The sequence below is a fragment of the Nitratidesulfovibrio sp. D1 genome (assembly GCF_051133415.1).
In the GTDB taxonomy this organism is placed as follows: Bacteria; Desulfobacterota; Desulfovibrionia; order Desulfovibrionales; family Desulfovibrionaceae; genus Cupidesulfovibrio.
On record NZ_JBPGNZ010000010.1, the window covers coordinates 1 to 19,651 of the forward strand.

Sequence of the window (19,651 nt, forward strand, 5' to 3'; positions counted from 1 at the left end):
ATGGAGGAGGGGGTACACCCGATCCCATTCCGAACTCGGAAGTTAAGCCCTCCATCGCCGATGATACTGCGTATTCGTGCGTGGGAAAGTAGGCCGATGCCAGCACTTTTTCTTTCCGGGAGACGCGCACGCCGCACCCTCCCACCCGCTTCACGCAAAGGCCCCGGTTGAGCAATCGCCGGGGCCTTTCTGCGTTCACAGGGATGGGGGAGGGGGGGATTCTTGTTGGCCCCCTTTGGGAACGGCGTCCTACCGGTTCTTCCTGCGCCATTCCCACGGCGGGGTGGGGTTTGTGGTCTTCCACAGGCCGATGTTGGTCTCTCTGGCCCTGCTGGCGGTCAGGTACCAGGAAAGGCAGGGGTAGGGCAGGCGGCAGTATTCTCCATAGAACCACGCCTGCCCGGCGCGCAGCATGTCGCCATTGATATCGCTGCTGACGTCGCTGCTGACGCCGCTGGTGGCGGCGGCAAGCTCCGGCGGCAGGAAGGCGCGGGACCGGTTCCCCGAGGAGGATGCGGCATAGCCCGCGGTCTTGCCGACATCCGTCGCCCCGTGGGCGTCACCCCTGCTCCACGGAAAGGGGGACGTGCGCACGTGGGCCACGTCGCGGCCGTAGGCATCGCGGTCGATGGTCACGAGGTACACCGGACGCCCCATGACCATGCGCATCAGCACGGAGCGGGCCTGTTCGCCGCCGCGCTGGTGCAGTTCCGGGGCATCGATGCCGTACAGCCGCACGCGCACGTCGTTGCCCTGCCCGTCGCGCACCACGATGGTGTCACCGTCGGGCACGGCGACCACCCGGCCCTGCCAGGGCTCCAGCCCGGCCAGTGTCCAGACGGCCAGCACAAGCAGCAGGCCCAGCAGCCAGCGCGGGCGGACCAGCATGCGCCACGGGACGCCACGCGGCAGGCGCGGGAAGGAAGAGCCGCCGGGCCTTCGGGGCCGCCGGAACGGGAAGGACGCAGGCAGGCGCATGCGGGTCAGTTTCCGGTCCGCAAGACGTCCAGTTCGCGCTCCACCACCGGCAGCATGCGCTCCACGATGACCTGAACCCCCTTGGGGTTGGGGTGCATGCCGTCGGGCAGGTTCAGCGAGCGGTCCAGGGCCACCCCATCCAGAAAGAACGGGTACAGCGTCAGGCCGTAGTGCTTCGCCAGTTCCGGGTATACCGCGTCGAAGCGGCGGATGTAGTCGGGGCCGAGGTTGCGGGGGGCGTGCATGCCCGCCAGCAGCACCCGCACGCCGCGCTTGCGGCTGGCCTCGATGATGGCGGCCAGGTTGCGGCGCAGGTCGTCCACGGGCAGGCCGCGCAGGGCGTCGTTGGCGCCCAGTTCCAGGATCAGCAGGTCCGGCTTGTCGTCCAGCGACCACTCCACGCGGGCGAGCCCGCCGGCGGAGGTGTCGCCGGACACCCCGGCGTTGGTGACGCGCACCGGCCGCCCCTTGGCGTGCAGCGCGGCCCCGAGCATTTCCGGAAATGCCTCGCCCGGCCCTAGGCCGTAGCCCGCCACCAGACTGTCGCCCAGCACGAGGATATGCGGTATGCTGGAGTTGCCGCCGTCGTTTGCGGCCCGCGCCGACGTCGCGGGGGCAAGCACCGGCAGGGCGCACAGCGCAAGCGCCAACGAAAGCGACAGAACCAGCCACCGCGCCGGGGCCAGAGCCCGGCCCCTACCCCAGCCGCCAAAGGTGATTCGCGTGACAGATCCGATCATTGTGCTCTCCGACATACATCTCAACCTAGTGGGCGGTTCCGGCCAGGTCAACATCCTGCGGGGGGTGAATCTTTCCGTGGACGCCGGGGAAACCGTGGCCATCGTGGGTCCGTCCGGCTCGGGCAAGACCACCACGTTGATGATCATGGCCGGGCTGGAACGGCCCAGCAGCGGCGCGGTGCAGGTGGCCGGGCACGACCTGAACGCCATGGACGAGGACGCCCTGGCCCGGTTCCGCCGGGCGCATCTGGGCATCGTGTTCCAGTCGTTCCACCTGGTGCCCACCATGACCGCGCTGGAAAACGCCGCCCTGCCGCTGGAATTTTCCCATGCCCCGGATGCGCGCGACCGGGCCCTGGCCGCCCTGGCCGCCGTGGGGCTGGAGGGCCGCGCCCGGCACTATCCGGCCGAGCTTTCCGGCGGCGAGCAGCAGCGCGTGGCCCTGGCGCGGGCCTTTGCCTCCGCCCCGCGCGTGATCCTGGCCGACGAGCCCACCGGCAACCTGGACACCGAAACCGGACGCCGGGTCATCGAACACCTGTTCCGCCTGCGCGAGGAGCAGGCCACCACGCTGGTGCTCATCACCCACGATCGGGAACTGGCCGCCCAGTGCGGACGCCAGGTGCGCATGGAGGACGGCAGGCTGCGCGAGGACGGGGCGGCCGTGCCGGGCGTGACTGGCGTACCTGACTCATCCGGCACGCCCGGCGACGCGGGGCGCGCATGATCACCGCGCGCGACCTTGGCCTGGCCTTCCGGCTGGCCCTGCGCGAACTGCGCTCGGGCCAGCGGCGGCTGGCGGTGTTTCTGGGGTGCATGTTCCTGGGGGTGTTCGCCATTGCCGCCGTGGGTTCGGTGTCCGAGGCGGTGCGGGCGGGACTTGCGCGCGACGCCCGGGCGCTGCTGGGCGGCGACGCGTCGGTGGAATTCGCCACGCAGCAGCCCTCGGACGATGAACTGGCCTGGCTGTCCGCGCGCGGCACGGTGAGCCGGGTGATCTCGCTGCGCGGCATGGCCCGGTCGGCGGCGCCCACCGGCGAGGACACCGCCATGGTGGCGTTGAAGGGCGTGGACGGGGCCTATCCCCTGTACGGCGCGGTGACTCTGGACCCGCCCCTGCCGCTGGCCACGGCGCTGGGCGACGGCCCGGCAGGCGACGGTGCCCCCCTGCCTGGTGTCGTGGTGGACCCGCTGCTGCTGGAACGCTTCGGCGTGCGGGTGGGCGACGTGATCACCGTGGGGGCACAGCGCTTCCGCATCGCCGCCGCGCTGCTGGGCGAGCCGGACCGGGTGGTGCAGGGCATCACCTACGGGCCGCGCGTGCTTATGTCCTTGCAGGGGCTGGACCGCACCGGCCTGCTGGTGCCCGGCACCCTGCTGACCAGCGGGGCGCGGGTGCGCCTGCCCGGCCCCGCCGCGACGCCCGGCGCTTCTCCCTCCAGCGCGCCGCTTCGTTCTGCCGACGAGGCCACGGTGACCGCCTTTGTCGAGGCGGCCCGGATGGCCTTTCCCGACGCCGGGTGGCGCGTGGAATCGTACAGCCGCGCCGTGCCGCGCATCCGCAACCTGCTGGACCGGGTGGACACCGACCTCATGCTCATCGGCATCGCCGCGCTGCTGGTGGGCGGCCTTGGCATCGCGGAGGCGGTGCGCGGGTACCTTGCCAGCCGCATGGCCTCCATCGCCACGCTGAAGTGCGTGGGCGGCGGCGTGGCCACGGTGCTGTGGACCTACCTGTTCCAGATACTGCTCATCGGCGGCGCGGGCATCGCGGCCGGGTGCGCCCTGGGCGCGGCCGTGCCGCCCTTGGCCGCCGGGCTGACCGGGCAGCTGATTCCCGTGCAACTGGATGCGTCCGTCCATGCCGCGCCCCTGCTGCGGGCGGCCCTGCTGGGCCTGGCCATCCTGCTGGCCTTTTCGCTGCGGCCGCTGCTGCTGGCCGGGGCGGTGCGCCCGGCCACCCTGTTCCGGGGCTACGTGGCGGGCGGCGGCAACGGGCTGACCCCGGCGGGCCGGGTGCTGGTGGGGCTGGGCTTTGCCGTGCTGGCCGGGCTGGTGTGGCTGTTCACGCCCGACGCACGGCTGGCTTGGGGCTTCATGGCCGGGTGCGCGGGATGCTTCGCGGTGTTCCGCGTGGTGGCCTGGGGCCTGCGGGCCGGGGCGCGCGGCGCGCCCCACGCGGGCAATCCCAGCGTGCGGCTGGGGCTGGCGTCCATCCACCGGCCGGGCGCGCCCACGGTGAACATGGTCTTCGCCCTGGGGCTGGGCCTCACCGCGTTGGTGGGCATCGCCCAGGTGGAGCGCAACCTCAGCGCGTCCCTGGCCCGCGACCTGTCGCGCGACGCCCCGGCGTTCTTCTTCATCAACGTGCTGCCCGGCCAGGTGGCGGAGTTCGAGGAATTGGGCCACGCGCCCGGCGTCACCCGCATGGAGCGCGGCCCCATGGTGCGCGGGCGCATCGTGCGCATCAAGGGGGTGCCGGTGCAGGAGGTGGCCGTGGCCCCCGACGCCCAGTGGGCCGTGCGCGGCGACCGTGGCCTGAGCCACGCGGCCACGCCCCCGCCGGACACGGAACTGACGGCGGGCGCGTGGTGGCCGCCCGACTACAGCGGGCCGCCGATCCTCTCGTTGTCGGACGATCTGGCGCGCGGCTTCGGCGTGACCGTGGGCGACAGCCTGACCTTCAACATCCTGGGCCGCGAGGTGACGGCCACCATCGCCAACGTGCGCAAGGTGGACTGGATGACCTTCCAGTTGCAGTTCGCCGTGCTGTTCGCGCCCGGCCTGCTGGACCGCGCCCCGGCCACCTGGGTGGTGACGGCCTACGGCACCGGCGCGGGCATGGACGGCCTGTACCGCACGGTGACGGCGGCGCATCCCAACGTCACGGCCATCAGCATGCGCGAGATATTGGCCGAGGTGCGCGTGCTCATGGAACGCATGGGGGTGATGTTCCGGGCCATGGCCGGGGTGATGCTGACCACGGGCCTGATGGTGGTGGCCGGGGCCATCCTGGCCGACCGGCAGAGGCGCATTTACGACGCGGTGATCTACAAGGTGTGCGGGGCCACCCGGCGCGACATCCTGCTGGCCCTGGTCACGGAATTCCTGACCACCGGCCTGGTCACCGGGCTGTTCAGCGCGGGCACGGGCACGCTGGCCGCATGGGCCGCCGTGCGCGGCCTGCTGAAGCTGCCCTTTGCCGTGTATCCCGGCGTGGTGGCGGGCACGGTGGCCGCCTGCGTGGCCTTTGCGCTGGTGTTCGGCCTGGCGGGCACGGCCCGCGCCCTGAAGGAGAAGCCCGCGCCGTATTTGAGGAACGAGTAGGGCGGAACGACCAGGAAGGAAGCCGTTCGACGCGCCGAGCCGGAAACCGAAAAGGCCCCACGGATGTCTCCGTGGGGCCTTCGTCCTCGTGGTGGGTCGTGCGGGGATCGAACCTGCGACTCTCTGCTTAAAAGGCAGATACTCTACCGGCTGAGTTAACGACCCGAAAGGGAACGGTCCTATACGACCTGTGACGGCCTCGTGTCAAGATTGCCGCGCGTCGGGGCTAGCCCCCCGCCACCCGCTCCATGCCGCCCATGTACGGGCGCAGCACTTCGGGGATGACCACCGAGCCGTCTTCCTGCTGGTAGTTTTCGATGACGGCCACCAGGGCGCGGCCCACGGCCAGGCCCGAGCCGTTCAGGGTGTGCGCGAACTCGGGCTTGCCGCCGCCCGCCGGGCGGAAGCGGATGCCCGCGCGGCGCGCCTGGAAGTCGCCGCAGTTGGAGCACGACGAAATCTCGCGGTAGGCGTTCTGGCCGGGCAGCCAGACCTCGATGTCGTAGGTCTTGGCCGCCGAGAAGCCCATGTCGCCGGTGCACAGGGTGATCACCCGGTAGGGCAGGCCCAGGCGCTGCAACAACACCTCGGCGTGGCCGCGCATCCGTTCCAGTTCGTCGAACGAGCGGTCCGGATGGGCGAAGCGCACCATCTCCACCTTGGTGAACTGGTGCTGGCGGATCAGGCCGCGCGTGTCCTTGCCGTAGCTGCCTGCCTCGGAGCGGAAGCACGGGGTCATGGCCGCGTAGCCCATGGGCAGCTGCGCCTCGTCCAGCATTTCGTCCGCGTGCAGGTTGGTCAGGGGCACCTCGGCCGTGGGAATCAGGAAGTAGTCCCATCCTTCGAGCTTGAACAGGTCTTCCTCGAACTTGGGCAGCTGGCCGGTGCCGGTCATGGTCTTGCGGTTGACCATGAACGGCGGGATGATTTCCACGTAGCCGTGCTCGGTGACGTGCGTATCCAGAAAGAAGTTGGCCAGGGCGCGCTCCAGCCGGGCCGCCCAGGTGCGGTACACGGCAAAGCGGCTGCCCGCCAGCTTGCCCGCGCGCTCGAAGTCCAGCCCGCCAAGGGCGGTGCCGATCTCCCAGTGTTCCTTCGGGGTGAAGGAGAAGGCGCGGGGCTCGCCCCAGCGGAGCACCTCGGGGTTGTCGGCCTCGCTGCGGCCGAAGGGCACGGAGGCGTCGGGAATATTGGGCACGGCCAGCAGCCAGTCGTTGACGGCGGCCTTCACCTCTTCGGTTTCGCGGTCCAGGTCCTTGATGCGGTCGGACAGCGCGGACAGGCGCTCCAGCAGCGGGGCGGCGTCTTCGCCCGCGCGCTTCATGCGGGCCACCTCGCCCGAGGCCTTGTTGCGTTCGCCCTTCAGGGCTTCCACCTCGGCCAGCAGGGCGCGGCGGCGTTCGTCCAGGGCGGTGAATTCGGCCATGTCGAGCGACGAGCCCCGGTCGGCCAGGGCCTTGGCCACCACTTCGGGGCTGCGCTGGAGCAGCTTGAGATCGAGCATGCGGGGGTTCTCCTTGTGGAAAAAAGACGCCGGAGAATACCCGCATCGCGCGAGGGGCGTCAACACGCACGTCCTCGTGGCGGGGGCGGCGGGGCGGCAGGGGGCTGGGGCCGGTCGGGGGATGGGGGGGAAGCGATGGCGGGGGGCGCTGCGGACCGCGCCCACTGGTGGCCGGACAGAGCGGAACTGTGGGACTTCTTCCGGGGGACTTCTCCCGGGGGCTCCTTCCGGGGCGGCTCGTTCCGGGCCAACCCGACGGAGGGCGGCGAGACCCTGCCGTCAGGCTGTCCCCGTGCGCGCGGGGCGGACGCCGGTCAGTTGTCGGCCATGACCTCGGGGGCGGCGCGCATCTGTTCGGGATGCAGTTCGCGCAGGTAGTCGATGAGGGTGGGGTAGTCCTCGTCGTAGACCATCTCGTCGCTGTCGTCCCGGGCGTAGAAACCCGCCCAGGCGGGACCGCGCAGCGAGGCGGGCAGGCCTTCGCGCGATTCGTCGGTAAGCCACACCACCACGTTGGCGCCCTTGCGGACCAGCGCACGGGTGAACGCGGGCACGCCGCGCGGGGTCAGCGCGATGACGTAGCCCAGCGCCAGCAGGATGCGGTGGGCGCGGGTGCGGGTGTCCTGGATGCGGCCGATCTTCTTCAGCCGGTTGCGGAACAGGGCCGCCTCGCTGTCCTTGCGAGGCTGGATGTCCTGCCGCGTCACGGGGATGCTGGAATGACGGGCGGGCATTTGCGAAACCTCCATCAGAGAGTGTATCCGTCCCGGGTGGTTCCGGGTGCTGTTTGATTGAACAGCCTACATGGTTGCGCTGTCAATCATTATCTTCACTATGGGAGTTGAGATGGCCCATGTCAATGCTGAGAGTGGAAGCTCAGTGAGACGAGGTGGGGGTAGAATTTTTTGAATCCGGCCCCTGCGGGCCTGCCCCGGCTGGGTGAGCGCTCGCCCAATACCTTGTGAAATAAGGAATTATCAGCAAGTCCGGGATGGGTCGTCCGTGCCTGGCAGGTCGGAGCGGAATGGTCGGAAAAAATGTCTGAGCAAACAGTGTATGCAGTGCCGGGCGGGCAGAGTTCAATTTTTTAAACTGCGAAAGGCGCCCTTCTGCCCGGCGGGCCAGTGGGATGGAACCGTAACATCGTTGACTTGCTGGATTAAAATGAAACACCGCCCGATGGGGCGGTGTTGGCACGCGGGTTGCTATAACCCGGATACCTTCCTTTCTTTTGCAGACAGCTTTTCCTCCAGAACGGCTTGCGGGCGGTCCGCAAGCCGTTCTGCGTTGTGGCGGGACGGTTCCGGGCGGCGGGCCGTACCATGCGGCACAGGGGACGGCTCGCGCCTTGCGGCACGGGGGCGTCAGCCCAGTACGGCCTTGTTGACCAGGTTGGCCACGGCGCGCGCCGCGTCCTCGTCCACGTCCACGTACTTCAGCCCCAGCAGGTACCCCCCGGCAGAGTATTCCACCCGGATCACCTCCGCGATGGCCTGGAGGTACTGGTCGGCGTCGTTCTCGTACACCTTGAAGAACCCCGGCGAATACTTGTTCAGCGTGGGGATGTGCACGCGCACCTGCAACTTGGCCCCCGGCTCGAACTTGCGGGGGCTGTGCACGCTGAGGCCGCCGGCGCTGATGTCGCAGCACTGCGTCTCGAACCGGCCCTGGCTGGACGGGGGGAACCTGATCTCGCTGGCCTCGACGGGAAAGGGCTTGGGAAGGCGGCAATGCTTGCGCCGGTCGCTGGTGGAGTCTGTCATGGTCCCGAAGTCTCCTGGCGGGGGTGGAAATGAGGCCGGGGGGCTATGCTCCTGTGGGCCTCCGGCCCGAGCCATACAGCAAGGGTATCACACGCGGGGGTGCCGCGCCACCCCGCGCCACCCCGCGCCATGCCGGGCCGGGACAGGGTGGCGGGATGGCCCGGACGGCGGCAGCGGCCCGTGGCGCAGACCCCTGGAGTGGTCGCCCGCGCGCAAGAAAGTAAGCGGTCATTGACTTTCCGGGGCAAAGGATTATCAGGGCGGAAACCACACCCGTTACGGAGGAATTCTGTCCATGCTCAAGATAGCCTTGCCCTCGCGAGACGGCGTCATTGACGAACATTTCGGCCACTGCGAGTATTATACCCTGCTGACGGTGGACGAGACCCGCAACATTGTGAAAGAAGAGCGCCTGACGCCGCCCCCCGGCTGCGGGTGCAAGTCGAACATCGTGCCCATTCTGGTGGACCTTGGCGTCAGCGTTCTGGTGGGCGGCAACATGGGCGAAGGCGCCGTGATGACGCTGCGCCGCCACGGCATCGAGGTGGTGCGCGGGGCGTCCGGCCCGGTGCATGAAGCCGCCCGGAACTGGCTGGAGGGCCGCCTGGCCGACCGGCAGGAACTGTGTACATCCCACGGCCATCACGGCTGCGGTAACCATTAGCGGAACGCCGACGGGCTTCGCGGGGCGAAGCGTCGGGCGGCGGGCCGAAGGATCGACCCACATGTCCGAGACCACGCTTTGCCCCTGCGGCTCCGGCCTTGCGCTGGACGCCTGCTGCGGCCCCTACGTGCGCGGCGAAAAGCCCGCGCCCACGGCGGAAGCGCTGATGCGTTCGCGCTACTCCGCCCACTGTCTGCACGCTTTCGACTATCTGGACACCTCCACCCACCCGGCCATGCGCGAGGACGTCAGCGTCGACGAGATGCGCGCCTGGTCCGAAGCCGTGGAATGGAAGGGCCTGGAAGTTCTTTCCGTGAAGGGCGGCCAGCCCGGCGACGAGACCGGCGAGGTCTCGTTCGTGGCCCATTACGTGCTGGGCGGCGTGCCCCAGGAACTGCGCGAGGACAGCTTCTTCCGCAGCGAGGACGGCGTGTGGTACTACGCCGACGGCCTGGTGCACGGGCAGGAACCCTTCCGCCGCGAAGCCCCCAAGGTGGGCCGCAACGAGCCCTGTCCCTGCGGCAGCGGCAGGAAGTTCAAGAAGTGCTGCGGCAAGTAGGCTGACCGCCGCCTGATTTCGCGCGCCGGGGATGGAGGGAGAGCCTTCCGTCCCCGGCGTCCGTTTTTTCTTTCTGCGCGCCTTCCGCCCCCGGTTCCCCGGCCCCCTTGCCCTTCACTCCGGTATCTGCTTTGCTGCGCGCAACAACGGAGCATCGCCCATGCGCACCTTCCTGTTCGTTCCGCCGCTGCCCCGCATGACCGGGGGCCTCGCCGTGCTGTACCGCATGGCCGCGCACCTGCATGCCGCCGGGTACCCGGTGTTTCTCGTCCCGCGCGAAGGGGGCGCGCCCGGACTTGATCAGGACAACTCGCCCGCGCCGGTACTGGGCTGGGACGAGGCGGCGGCCACGCTGACCCCGCGCGACGTGTGGCTGGCGCCGGAAGGCTGGGTCAACGCGCTGGCCCCCGGCCTGCGCGCGGGCGCGCGCTGCGTGGTGTACGTGCAGAACTGGGCGTACCTGCTGTCCGCGCTGCCGCCGGGCGTGGCCTGGCCGCAACTGGACGTGTCGTTCCTGGCCGTGTCCGATCCGGTGGCCTGGTACACCCGCGAGGTGACCGGGCGCGAGGCCCCGGTGCTGCGCCCCGGCATCGACCTTGCGCTGTTCCGCCCGGCGTGGCCGGATGGAGGAGACGGCGGGGACGGCGGGGCCGTGCCCGATGGCCCGGCGCAGGGGCCGGTGCGCATCGCCTGGATGCCGCGCAAGAACCGCGCCCTGGCCCAGCAGGTGCGCGACCTGCTGGCCGCCCGGCTGGCGCTTGCCGCGTCGCGCGGCGAGCCCTCCGTTGACGTGGAGTGGCGCGAGATTCATGGCCGCACCCAGGCCGAGGTGGCCGACCTGCTGCGCGCCTCGCACGTGTTCCTGGCCACGGGATTTCCGGAGGGCTGCCCCCTGCCCCCGCTGGAGGCGCTGGCCAGCGGCTGCCTGCTGGTAGGCTTCGCCGGGTTCGGCGGGTGGGACTACATGCGCCAGGCCCTGCCCGGCGGGGCGACCCCGTGGTGGACCGGGGGCGGCCCCGAAGCGGACCCGGCAAGCGGCGGCATGGAGCTGCCCCCCAACGGCTACATCGCCGCCGACGCCGACGTGGTGGCCGCCGGGCTGGCCCTGGAACGGGCCGTGCGCCTTGCGGCCACGGGCGGGCCGGAACTGGCCGAGCTGCGCCGGGCGGGCCTTGCCACGGCGCGGGCCTGCTCGCTGGACCGCCAGCGCGAGGCGGTGCTGGCCCTGTGGGCGCGGGCGGAGAAGGACGAACTGTTCCCCGCCGCGCGCGCGTCATTACAATAAGGAATCCGCATCATGTCCAAGAAGAAACCGGAGCGGCCCGCGCCGGAAAGCCTGGGGCTGCCCTGCACCGGCGTGGAGTCGCACGCCCACCTCGACGGCAGCGAATTCGACGCCGACCGCGAGGCCATGCTGGACCGCGCCCGCGCCGCCGGGGTGGCGCTGCTCGGCAACGTGTTCCTGGGGCCGGAACGATGGGCGGCCAACCGCCACCTGTTCGCGCACCGGCCCGAGGTGTTCTTTCTGCTCGGCGTCCACCCCTGCGAGGCGCAGTCCTGCGACGATGCGGCGCTGGCCGCCATGCGCGACGCCTTTGCGCGGGACGAGCGGTTGCGCGCCGTGGGCGAAATCGGCCTGGACTTCTACTGGGACGACTGCCCGCCCGACGTGCAGCGCGCGGCCTTCCGCGCCCAGCTGGCCATGGCCCGCGACGTGGGGCGGCCGGTGGTCATCCACTCGCGCGACGCTTTCGACGACACCATGCGGGTGCTGGAGGAGGAAGGCTTTTCCGGCTATCCGCTGCTGTGGCACTGCTTCGGCGGGGACGCGGCGCAGGCCGGGCGCATCGTGGCGCACGGCTGGCACGTCTCGCTGCCCGGCCCGGTCAGCTACCCGGCCAACGAACCCCTGCGCGAGGCCGCGCGCGCGCTGCCGCTGGACCGGCTGCTGCTGGAAACCGACTGCCCGTACCTGTCGCCGGTGCCGTATCGCGGCAAGCGCAACGAGCCCGCGTACATGGTGTTCACCGCGCAGGCCGTGGCCCTGGCGCGGGGCATGGACACCGCCGAACTGTGGACGGTGGCCGGGGAGAACGCCCGGCGGTTTTTCGGGGTATAGCGGGGCCGACAGCCGCCCGCCGCGTTCCGGGATGCCCGGACCTTTATGACGGCGCGCCGCCGCCGGGGAGGCTTCATGGACCATGATCCGCAACGGGACGGCGACCGCCCCCCGAACGGCCGCACTCCTGACGAAGTCCGCCGCTTCGACCGGGCGCTGGCCCTGTTCGAGGCCGGGGCGTGGTTCACCTGCCACGAGGTGTTGGAACATCTGTGGCTGGACGAGACCCGGCCCGAGCGCGACGTGTACAAGGGCATTTTGCAGATTGCCGTGGGCCTGCTGCACGCGGAGAACGGCAACCACGCCGGGGCGCTGCGCCTGCTGGAACGCGGGGCCGGGCATCTTGTCCCGTTTCTGCCCGCGTGGTTCGGGGTGGACCTGGCGGCCCTGCGGGACGAAGCCCTGCGCCTGCGCGCCACGCTGGCCGCGTTGCCGCCGGGCCAGCGGCTGGACGCGGAACAATGGAAGGAACTGCTGCCGCGCGTGCGGCGGGCGGACTGAGACACGGAAAATGAGAACGCCGGACACGCGAGTGCCCGGCGTTGGTCATTTTTAATGGGGAGTTGCGCGGGGCCGCGTCCGGTACCGCCCTTTTTCCGGCCCGCTCCGGCTCGCTCGGTCCCGCTCAGTCCGTGATCCCCGCCGTGTGCCCGAAGCCTTCCAGCAGCCGCGCGATGAACCGGTCCACCAGCGCCTGCTCCGGCAGGCCGGTGACGCAGGCGTCGTCCAGCATGCGCGCCGCAAGGCCGGGCAGGGCGGGCACGCCCACCCGCGCATCGGGCAGCCCGGCCAGTTCCGGGGTATCGGGCAGCCGGGGCAGTTGGGGCAGATAGCCATCCTCCGCGCAGGCGGCGCATGGTCCGGCAAGCCGGTTCAGGGCCAGCACCTGGCGGTGCAGGCCAAGGCCGTGCGCCAGCCGGGCGATGTCCGCCGCCGTTTCCAGGCTGCGCAGCCCCGGCTCGCTGACCACCGCCAGCCCGTCCACGGCCGCCACGGTGCCCCGGCCAAGGTGTTCCACTCCGGCCTCCAGGTCCACCAGCACCCATTCGCGCCGGTCGTGCACCAGATGGGCCAGCAGCGCTTTCAGCAGGGCGTTGGCCTCGCAGGCGCAGCCGCCCCCGGCCCCGGCCACCGATCCCATGACCAGCAGCCGCTTGCGCCCCGGCACGACGCCCGGCGTGGCGGGGCCGCCGACGGGCACGTCCACCGCCAGCGTTTCAGGCAGGTCGCCCACCTCGGGGGTGAGGCTGATCATGCCCGTGCCGATGCGCTGCATGATCAGGTCGTGCCGGTCCACCAGCGGCGCGGGCAGCCCGTCGCGCGGCAGGCCCGACGCCCTTCCCAGCGACAGGGCCGTGTCCGCGTCGATCATCCAGACGTCGTGCCCGTGCCGGGCCAGATAGTCCGCCGTCCAGGCCGCCAGCGTGGTCTTGCCCGCGCCGCCCTTGCCCGCGAATGCCAGTTTCATGCGTGCCTCCGTGATGCCGAAGGAAATGTCGCCGCCCGGTGCAGGGCCGGGGCAGGGTGTGCCTGCCCCGGCCCGTCCCGGTGCGGGAAGGCGCGGCCACGGGCCGGTGACCGCGCCGCCGGGAGAGGGGAGTCGATGTGCCGTGCGCGGCCCTACGCGGAAAGGCCCAGCTTCCTGCGCCGCTCCACGATGTGCGCCTCCAGCAGGTCCGCCGCCTTCACCGGGTCCGGCTCCACCATGAACGCCGCGCCCACCAGCCCGTTCAGGCCGTCCACGGCCATGCCGGTGACCACGTCGCTGCCCAGGATGTTGGGCGGCAGGCCGAGGTGGGTGGGAATGCCGCTGGCCACGGCGTACAGGCCGATGGCCGCCGCCTTTTCCGAGTACCACTCCGGCGACGAGGCCCCCACGGGCAGGTCGCTGATGTCCACGCCCAGCGCGTCGGCCAGCAGGCCGCACAGTTGCAGGATGCGCGAATTGTCCACGCAGCTGCCCATGTGCAGCACCGGCGGCACGCCCAGCGCCTTGCACACGGCGGCAAGGCCCGGCCCGGCCATGTCGGCGGCTTCCGGCATGAGCAGCCCGGCCTTGCCCGCCGCCGTGGTCACGCAGCCGGTGGCCAGCACCATGATGTCGCGGCGGATGAGTTCCTTCGCCAGCCCCACGTTGGCGGAATCCTGCATGATCTTGGGGTTGTTGCACCCCACGATGCCCACGAACCCGCGAATCTGCCCGGCCTTCACGGCATCCAGCAGCGGGGCCGGGGTGCCGCCCAGCGCGGCCAGGATGGCCTCGTTGGAGAAGCCGGTGGTCACGGGCACCGGCTGCACGGGAATGTTCACCCGCGCAGGGTCGCGCCGGGTGAACGCATCGATGGCCAGCAGCACGATTTCGCGGCACTTTTCCTGCGCGTTGTGGGGGTGCACCTCGATGTGGGTGGCCCCGGTGAACCGGCCCTTGGGCGAGGTGGTCACGAAACGGGTGTGGTAGCAGGCGGCGATGCGCACCAGGCTCGGCATGATGCACTGGTAGTCGGCCACGATGGCGTCGGCCGCGCCGGTGACGATGGCAAGTTCGGTCATCAGGTGGTTGCCCGCCACGGGAATGCCCTGCCGCATCAGCAGTTCGTTGCCGGTGCAGCACAGCCCGGCCACGTTGACGGCGGCGGCCCCGGCATCGCGCGCGGCCTGCTGCACCGCGGGCTCGCGCGCGGCGGCAAGGATCATTTCCGACACCACGGGGTTGTGGCCGTGCACCAGGATGTTCACGGCGTCCTCGCGCAGCACGCCCAGGTTCACGGTGGCCTGCCGGGGCATGGGGGTGCCGAACAGGATGTCCGAAAGCTCGGTGCCGATCATGGACCCGCCCCAGCCGTCGGCCAGCGCGGTGCGCGCGGCGTGGGTCAGCAGGCTGGCGGGGTCGTTGTCGCAGCCCATGTGGGTGCGGTGCATCATCTCGGCGATTTCGCGGTCCACGCCGCGCGGGGTCATGCCCAGGCGTTCCCATACTTCGCGGCGGGCCTTGGGCGCGCGCTTCAGGAAGGCCAGTTCCCTGCGGCGGCTGCCGAAGTCGGCGTAGCAGACCTCCACAAGGTCGCGGGCCACGTCCAGGGTGGGGCGGGTGTCCGCGTCGGCCACGCCCAGTTCACCGGCGATGCGGCGCAGCTTGGCCTCGTCGCGGATGGCGTAGCCGGGGGCGTGGCCTTCCACCACGGCTTCCAGCGTTTCGATGAGGTCGCGGCCGTGGTCCGAGTGCCCGGCGGCCCCGCCCGCGATGAACCGGCCGAAGTTGCGGGCCACGATGACGTCGGCGTCCGCCCCGCACACGCCGTAGCGCATCTTGCCGTCCTTGCGGTTGGCGATGCGGCAGGGGCCCATGACACAGTTGCGGCAGGTGGTGCCCAGCTCGCAGAACTTGCAGTGGGGCGTCTGCTCGCGCAGACGGTCCCACGCGGTGGGGATGTTTTCGGCGTCCGCCTTGCGCAGCATCTGCCGCGCGTCTTCCCACAAGGTGCGCTCGTTGTCGGGTGTTCCGGAATTCATGTTGCCCTCCCTGGGCCGTGGCCCCGCACGGGGCCGCTGCGGTTGCACCACGTCCGCTGCCGTTTCCCGCGACGCGTGCGGACGCATCCGCCGCCCCCGCGCGTCCTCTCCTGCGCGCGGGCGGCACTGTATGGCGCGAACGTAACGCGGCAGGGCGCTGGAGTATGTCGGCTAGCCGACAGAAGGCGCGAAGTTGCGAAAAAAAGGGGTGGGCGGGAAGAACGGCGGGAAAAGCCGGGGGAAAGCCGGTGGAGGGAGGACGGGAAAAGACAGGAAAGCCGGGAGGGCCGGTGAAAAACGGGACGGCGCGGAAGCAGGCCGGGCTACGCGCTGGCCAGTTCGCGCAGCCGGTCCATGTCGCGCACGCGGTAGGTTCCGCGCCCCATGCGGTCGAGGATGCCGGAGCGGATCATGTCGTTGAGCAGGGTGGACACGGTCTGGCGGGTGGCCCCCACCATGCCCGCCAGCTGTTCCGTGGTCAGGTCCAGCCGGATGATCTGGCCGCTGCCGGGCTGCACCGGCCGGGGGGGCATGGCGTGCCGTTTGTCCGGCGCATGGGCGTGGGCGTCCGGAGTGCCGGGGGCATCGGGGGCATTGGGGGCATCGGGGGGCGCGTCGCCGGAGCCCGCCCGTTCCGCCTGTTCCAGCAGCAGGGCGGCCAGGCGGGTGTTGCTGTCGCGGAACACCAGCCCTTCGATGAGGAAAAAGGTGGAGCGCAGCATCTGCCCCAGCACCCGGACCATGATGGCCGAAACCTCGGGCAGGTCGGTCATGCGGCGGCGGAAGGCGCGGGTGTCGGCCAGCAGCACTTCTCCGTCGGCCAGGGCCTGCACGTGCGCCCCGGTGTGGCTGCTGTAGATGTCGCCCCGCTCCAGAAAGGCCAGGGTGAATTCCTTGCCGCCGTACGAAAGGTACACCCGGAACCGCCCGGACTTCACCACCAGCACCAGGTCTTCCTGCTCGTCGGGCCAGAAGATGCCCTGCCCGCGCGCCACCCGGCGCACGGCGAACATCTCGCGCAGGGGGGCGCATTCGGGGCGCTCCAGCGCTTCCAGCAGGTCGACGTCGGAGAGTTTCATCATCATGGAAGACTCCTGAGAGGAAGGTTCCGGGCGTTCCGCCGTCGGGGGGCGGCGGCTACTCCAGCCCCGCCTTGCGGAACGCCTCGGCAATGCTCTCCGCGTATGGCGGACGCAGCACGCCCACCTCGGTGACGATGCCCGCGATGAGCGCGGCCGGGGTCACGTCGAAGGCGAAGTTGAACACCGGCACCCCGTCCGGGGTGACCTGGGTGTCGCCCACGTGGGTCACCTCGCGCGGGGTGCGGTCCTCGATGGGGATGTGGTCGCCGTCGGGGGTGTCCCTGTCGATGGTGGACAGCGGCGCGGCCACGTAGAACGGCACGCCGTGCTCGCGGGCCAGCAGGGCCACGGAATAGGTGCCGATCTTGTTGGCGGCGTCGCCGTTGGCGGCGATGCGGTCGGCCCCCACCACCACCTTCTGCACCATGCCCTTGCGCATCAGGTGGCCGCAGGCGTTGTCGCAGGCCACGGTGACCGGGATGTGGTCCTCGTGCAGCTCGAAGGCGGTCAGCCGCGCGCCCTGCAGGAAGGGGCGCGTCTCGTTGGCGATGACCGAAATGTTCTTGCCCGCGTCCACCGCGCCCCGGATGACCCCCAGCGCCGTGCCGTACCCGGCGGTGGCCAGCGCGCCCGCGTTGCAGTGGGTCATCACCGTGTCGCCGTCGTCGATCAGGGCCGCGCCGTGGCGGCCCATGGCCCGGTTGATCTCGATGTCGTCGCGGTGGATGCGCCGCGCCTCCGATTCCCACAGCGAGATCAGCGTGGCGAAGGGCGCGTGCCCGGCGGTCTTCCAGACCTTGCGCATGCGGTCCACGGCCCAGCGCAGGTTCACCGCCGTGGGCCGCGCGGCGGCGATGCGCCCCAGCAGGCCGTCCAGCACGGGGTGCCAGTGGTCGCCCGCCTCGGCGGCCTCGTAGGCGGCCAGCACGCAGCCCCACGCGGCGGTGACGCCGATGGCCGGAGCCCCGCGCACCACCATGACCTGCAAGGCGGTGACGATGTCTTCCGTGGTCCGGCAGACGAACTCTTCCTGCCGGATGGGCAGCAGCCGCTGGTCGAGCAGGATCAGGGCGCGCTGGGCGGCGTCGTAGCGGATATGGTGTTCCATGGGGCCTCCGTGGAATGGGCGCGTGGTGTGGGGCGTGACGGGCAAGGCGCGCGGGGCGCGGCAAGAACCTTCCCCCGCCGGGTGTACCGTCCCGGAGGCGACTCGGCAAGGGTGCGTCGGCACCGTGTCGCCGCATTTCGCATACTGTATACAATTATTGACAGCCAGCCCGGTTCGCGGCATGAGCACTCCATCACACCGTATTCTTCATACAGTCCCGCGCACAGCAAGAGGAGCTTCGTTCATGTCCGGCACTTCTTCGCAGTCTTCCCGGCCCGGCCTGCCCGGCTTCGTGTCCCTGGCCTCCGACGGCGGCGTGGCCGCCCGCACCGCCGCCTCCCGTCCGGCGTCTCCCTTGGCGTCTCCCCCTGCGCTGGACGGCATGTTTGGCCCCTACGGCGGGCAGTACGTGCCGGAGCACATCAAGCCCGTGCTCGACGAACTGGCCGCCACCTTCGAGCGCTATCACGCCGACCCGGACTTTCTGGCCGAGCTGGACTACTACCTGACCCGCTATTCCGGCCGCCAGACGCCGCTGTTCCTGTGCGCCAACCTTACCGCGCGCCTGGGCGGGGCGAAGATCTACCTCAAGCGCGAAGACCTGAACCACCTTGGCGCGCACAAGGTGAACAACACCATCGGCCAGATATTGCTGGCGAAACGCATGGGCAAGAAGAAGGTCATCGCGGAAACGGGCGCGGGCCAGCACGGCGTGGCCACCGCCGCCACTGCCGCGCTCATGGGCATGCGCTGCACCATCCACATGGGCGCGGAGGACATGGAGCGCCAGAAGCTGAACGTGTTCCGCATGCGCATGATGGGCGCGGACGTGGTGCCCGCCATGAGCGGCCAGCGCACCCTGAAGGAGGCCGTGGACGAGGCCCTGGCCGCCTGGCTGGGCGACGCGGAGAACACCTTCTACCTGCTGGGTTCCGCCGTGGGGCCGCACCCCTACCCGCGCATGGTGCGGCACTTCCAGTCGGTGATCGGGCGCGAGGCCCGCGCCCAGATGCTGGAGGCCGAAGGCCGCCTGCCCGACTGCGCCGTGGCCTGCGTGGGCGGGGGTTCCAACGCCATCGGCCTGTTCGCGGACTTCATCGGGGATGCGGGCGTGCGGCTCATCGGCGTGGAACCGGCCGGGCGCGGCCTGACCTACGGCGACCACGCGGCCACCCTGTGCATGGGCTCGCCGGGCGTCATGCACGGGTTCCACTCCTACATGCTCAAGGACGAAACGGGCGAACCGGCCGCCGTGTACTCCATTTCGGCCGGGCTGGACTACCCCGGCGTGGGGCCGGAGCACAGCCACCTCAAGGACATGGGCCGCGCCGAGTACGCCAGCGTGACCGACGTGGAAGCGCTGGACGCCTTCTTCGTCCTGTCCCGGACGGAGGGCATCATCCCCGCGCTGGAATCGTCCCACGCCCTGGCCCACGCCATGAAGCTGGCCCCGGCCATGGGCAGGGACGCCATCATCCTGGTGAACCTGTCCGGCCGGGGCGACAAGGACGTGGCCCAGGTGGAGGAAATGGTCAGCGCCGGGCTGGTCACCCCGCCCGCGCTGTAGATGGTGTCGACACGAGTGTCCTTTTGCTGTCTGCCTGCGTCAGAATGGCTTTTTATTCCGGTCGAATACCATCAGAGTATACTCCCTCCATAAAAAATCATTCTTCCTCGGCAGACAGCAAAAATCCTACTCGTGACGACACCATCTGGGACTCGCCGGTTGCCGGGCGGGCGCGGGGCCTGCCCGGCAACCGGCTGCAAGTTTTTACATCTGCAAATTCAGTGTGTTGCCTGTAAAATGCGCGCTGCCTGAAAAAAGGTTGTTGACCTTGGCGGGCGATACGCATAGATACCCGCTTCCGCGCCGACGACCGGCGACAGCGCGCGAACAGCGCGCCGCCATTCGGGATTCCGCGCGGAGTGCTCTTTCTACCTTGCAGGCCCCGCCGGACGATACGCCGCACTGGCAACATCGACCGGCCACGAAAAAAAGTGAAAAAGGGCGTTGACAGCGGATGCGGGATGCGGCAAAAAGGCCGTCCGCGCCGCGACAAGGTCGACGGCACGGCGGAGCGATGGCTCCGCAGGTCCAAGCGACCGGGTTCATGCCTGGTTTCGAGACCGGGCTCCAAAGACCATGGTTCTTTGACAAGTAAATAGCGAGTCGGGAAGGAATCAGCCTTTACGATATGATCAATCGTGCGGGTGCGCCAATTACGGTGCGTTCGTGCGACTTCAGTTTTTCAACTGGAGAGTTTGATTCTGGCTCAGATTGAACGCTGGCGGCGTGC

Annotated in this window: 17 protein-coding genes, 1 tRNA gene and 1 rRNA gene; 9 read left to right on the plus strand and 10 right to left on the minus strand. The window is 70.1% G+C overall.

The annotated features are described in order from the left end of the window. A 5S ribosomal RNA gene (gene rrf, locus ACR4XJ_RS15915) occupies positions 1-105 on the plus strand; the annotation flags it as partial. Between the two features lie 144 nt (positions 106-249). Here the strand turns inward: rrf and ACR4XJ_RS15920 are convergent. Further along, positions 250-888: a thermonuclease family protein gene (locus tag ACR4XJ_RS15920; protein ID WP_434756130.1), complete on the minus strand. Its 639-nt coding sequence runs from the start codon at positions 886-888 to the stop codon at positions 250-252. A 95-nt stretch (positions 889-983) separates the two neighbouring features. Beyond that, positions 984-1,718, minus strand: coding sequence for an arylesterase (locus ACR4XJ_RS15925; protein ID WP_434756131.1), 735 nt, complete (start codon positions 1,716-1,718; stop codon positions 984-986). Here ACR4XJ_RS15925 and ACR4XJ_RS15930 point away from each other — a divergent pair. After that, entirely contained in the window at positions 1,693-2,445 is a 753-nt protein-coding gene (locus tag ACR4XJ_RS15930; protein WP_434756132.1) for an ABC transporter ATP-binding protein, read from the plus strand. The genes ACR4XJ_RS15925 and ACR4XJ_RS15930 overlap by 26 nt on opposite strands. Continuing rightward, on the plus strand, positions 2,442-5,045 hold the full coding sequence (locus tag ACR4XJ_RS15935) for an ABC transporter permease (RefSeq protein WP_434756133.1): 2,604 nt from the start codon (positions 2,442-2,444) through the stop codon (positions 5,043-5,045). Before ACR4XJ_RS15930 ends, ACR4XJ_RS15935 begins: the two co-directional genes overlap by 4 nt. A gap of 89 nt (positions 5,046-5,134) precedes the next feature. On the opposite strand, the gene ACR4XJ_RS15940 is transcribed toward ACR4XJ_RS15935, so the two are convergent. The 4 genes from ACR4XJ_RS15940 to ACR4XJ_RS15955 all read right to left on the minus strand — a co-directional run bounded on the left by ACR4XJ_RS15940 (position 5,135) and on the right by ACR4XJ_RS15955 (position 8,312). Further along, positions 5,135-5,210: transfer RNA gene (locus tag ACR4XJ_RS15940), tRNA-Lys, on the minus strand. Between the two features lie 61 nt (positions 5,211-5,271). Beyond that, positions 5,272-6,549, minus strand: coding sequence for a serine--tRNA ligase (gene serS / locus ACR4XJ_RS15945; protein WP_434756134.1), 1,278 nt, complete (start codon positions 6,547-6,549; stop codon positions 5,272-5,274). Positions 6,550-6,863: 314 nt separating this feature from the next. Then, positions 6,864-7,298 carry a hypothetical protein gene (locus tag ACR4XJ_RS15950; protein WP_434756135.1) on the minus strand — a complete coding sequence of 145 codons (435 nt, stop codon included), beginning with the start codon at positions 7,296-7,298 and terminating at the stop codon, positions 6,864-6,866. 615 nt (positions 7,299-7,913) lie between these two features. Next, positions 7,914-8,312 carry a PilZ domain-containing protein gene (locus ACR4XJ_RS15955; RefSeq protein WP_434756136.1) on the minus strand — a complete coding sequence of 133 codons (399 nt, stop codon included), beginning with the start codon at positions 8,310-8,312 and terminating at the stop codon, positions 7,914-7,916. Positions 8,313-8,607: 295 nt separating this feature from the next. Here ACR4XJ_RS15955 and ACR4XJ_RS15960 point away from each other — a divergent pair, with 295 nt between their 5' ends. The 5 genes from ACR4XJ_RS15960 (at position 8,608) to ACR4XJ_RS15980 (ending at position 12,155) form a co-directional block, all read left to right on the plus strand. Then, positions 8,608-8,976, plus strand: a complete 369-nt coding sequence (locus ACR4XJ_RS15960; RefSeq protein ID WP_434756137.1) for a NifB/NifX family molybdenum-iron cluster-binding protein — start codon at positions 8,608-8,610, stop codon at positions 8,974-8,976. Between the two features lie 61 nt (positions 8,977-9,037). Continuing rightward, positions 9,038-9,535 carry a YchJ family protein gene (locus ACR4XJ_RS15965; RefSeq protein ID WP_434756138.1) on the plus strand — a complete coding sequence of 166 codons (498 nt, stop codon included), beginning with the start codon at positions 9,038-9,040 and terminating at the stop codon, positions 9,533-9,535. A gap of 160 nt (positions 9,536-9,695) precedes the next feature. Continuing rightward, a complete protein-coding gene (locus ACR4XJ_RS15970; protein ID WP_434756139.1) occupies positions 9,696-10,820 on the plus strand; it encodes a glycosyltransferase family 1 protein in 1,125 nt (374 codons plus the stop codon). Positions 10,821-10,832: 12 nt separating this feature from the next. After that, positions 10,833-11,654, plus strand: coding sequence for a TatD family hydrolase (locus ACR4XJ_RS15975; RefSeq protein ID WP_434756140.1), 822 nt, complete (start codon positions 10,833-10,835; stop codon positions 11,652-11,654). Between the two features lie 75 nt (positions 11,655-11,729). Then, positions 11,730-12,155 carry a DUF309 domain-containing protein gene (locus ACR4XJ_RS15980; RefSeq protein ID WP_434756141.1) on the plus strand — a complete coding sequence of 142 codons (426 nt, stop codon included), beginning with the start codon at positions 11,730-11,732 and terminating at the stop codon, positions 12,153-12,155. A 124-nt stretch (positions 12,156-12,279) separates the two neighbouring features. On the opposite strand, the gene ACR4XJ_RS15985 is transcribed toward ACR4XJ_RS15980, so the two are convergent. From ACR4XJ_RS15985 to mtnA, 4 genes are all read right to left on the minus strand, one after another. Beyond that, complete coding sequence (locus ACR4XJ_RS15985) at positions 12,280-13,122, minus strand: ArsA-related P-loop ATPase (protein ID WP_434756142.1); 843 nt, start codon at positions 13,120-13,122, stop codon at positions 12,280-12,282. A gap of 152 nt (positions 13,123-13,274) precedes the next feature. After that, positions 13,275-15,164, minus strand: coding sequence for an anaerobic carbon-monoxide dehydrogenase catalytic subunit (cooS, locus tag ACR4XJ_RS15990; protein WP_434756143.1), 1,890 nt, complete (start codon positions 15,162-15,164; stop codon positions 13,275-13,277). A gap of 323 nt (positions 15,165-15,487) precedes the next feature. Continuing rightward, positions 15,488-16,249 carry a Crp/Fnr family transcriptional regulator gene (locus ACR4XJ_RS15995; RefSeq protein WP_434756144.1) on the minus strand — a complete coding sequence of 254 codons (762 nt, stop codon included), beginning with the start codon at positions 16,247-16,249 and terminating at the stop codon, positions 15,488-15,490. Positions 16,250-16,301: 52 nt separating this feature from the next. Then, complete coding sequence (gene mtnA, locus ACR4XJ_RS16000; protein WP_434756145.1) at positions 16,302-17,354, minus strand: S-methyl-5-thioribose-1-phosphate isomerase; 1,053 nt, start codon at positions 17,352-17,354, stop codon at positions 16,302-16,304. Positions 17,355-17,736: 382 nt separating this feature from the next. Here mtnA and trpB point away from each other — a divergent pair, with 382 nt between their 5' ends. Further along, entirely contained in the window at positions 17,737-18,921 is a 1,185-nt protein-coding gene (trpB, locus tag ACR4XJ_RS16005; RefSeq protein WP_434756146.1) for a tryptophan synthase subunit beta, read from the plus strand. Positions 18,922-19,651 lie beyond the last annotated feature (730 nt).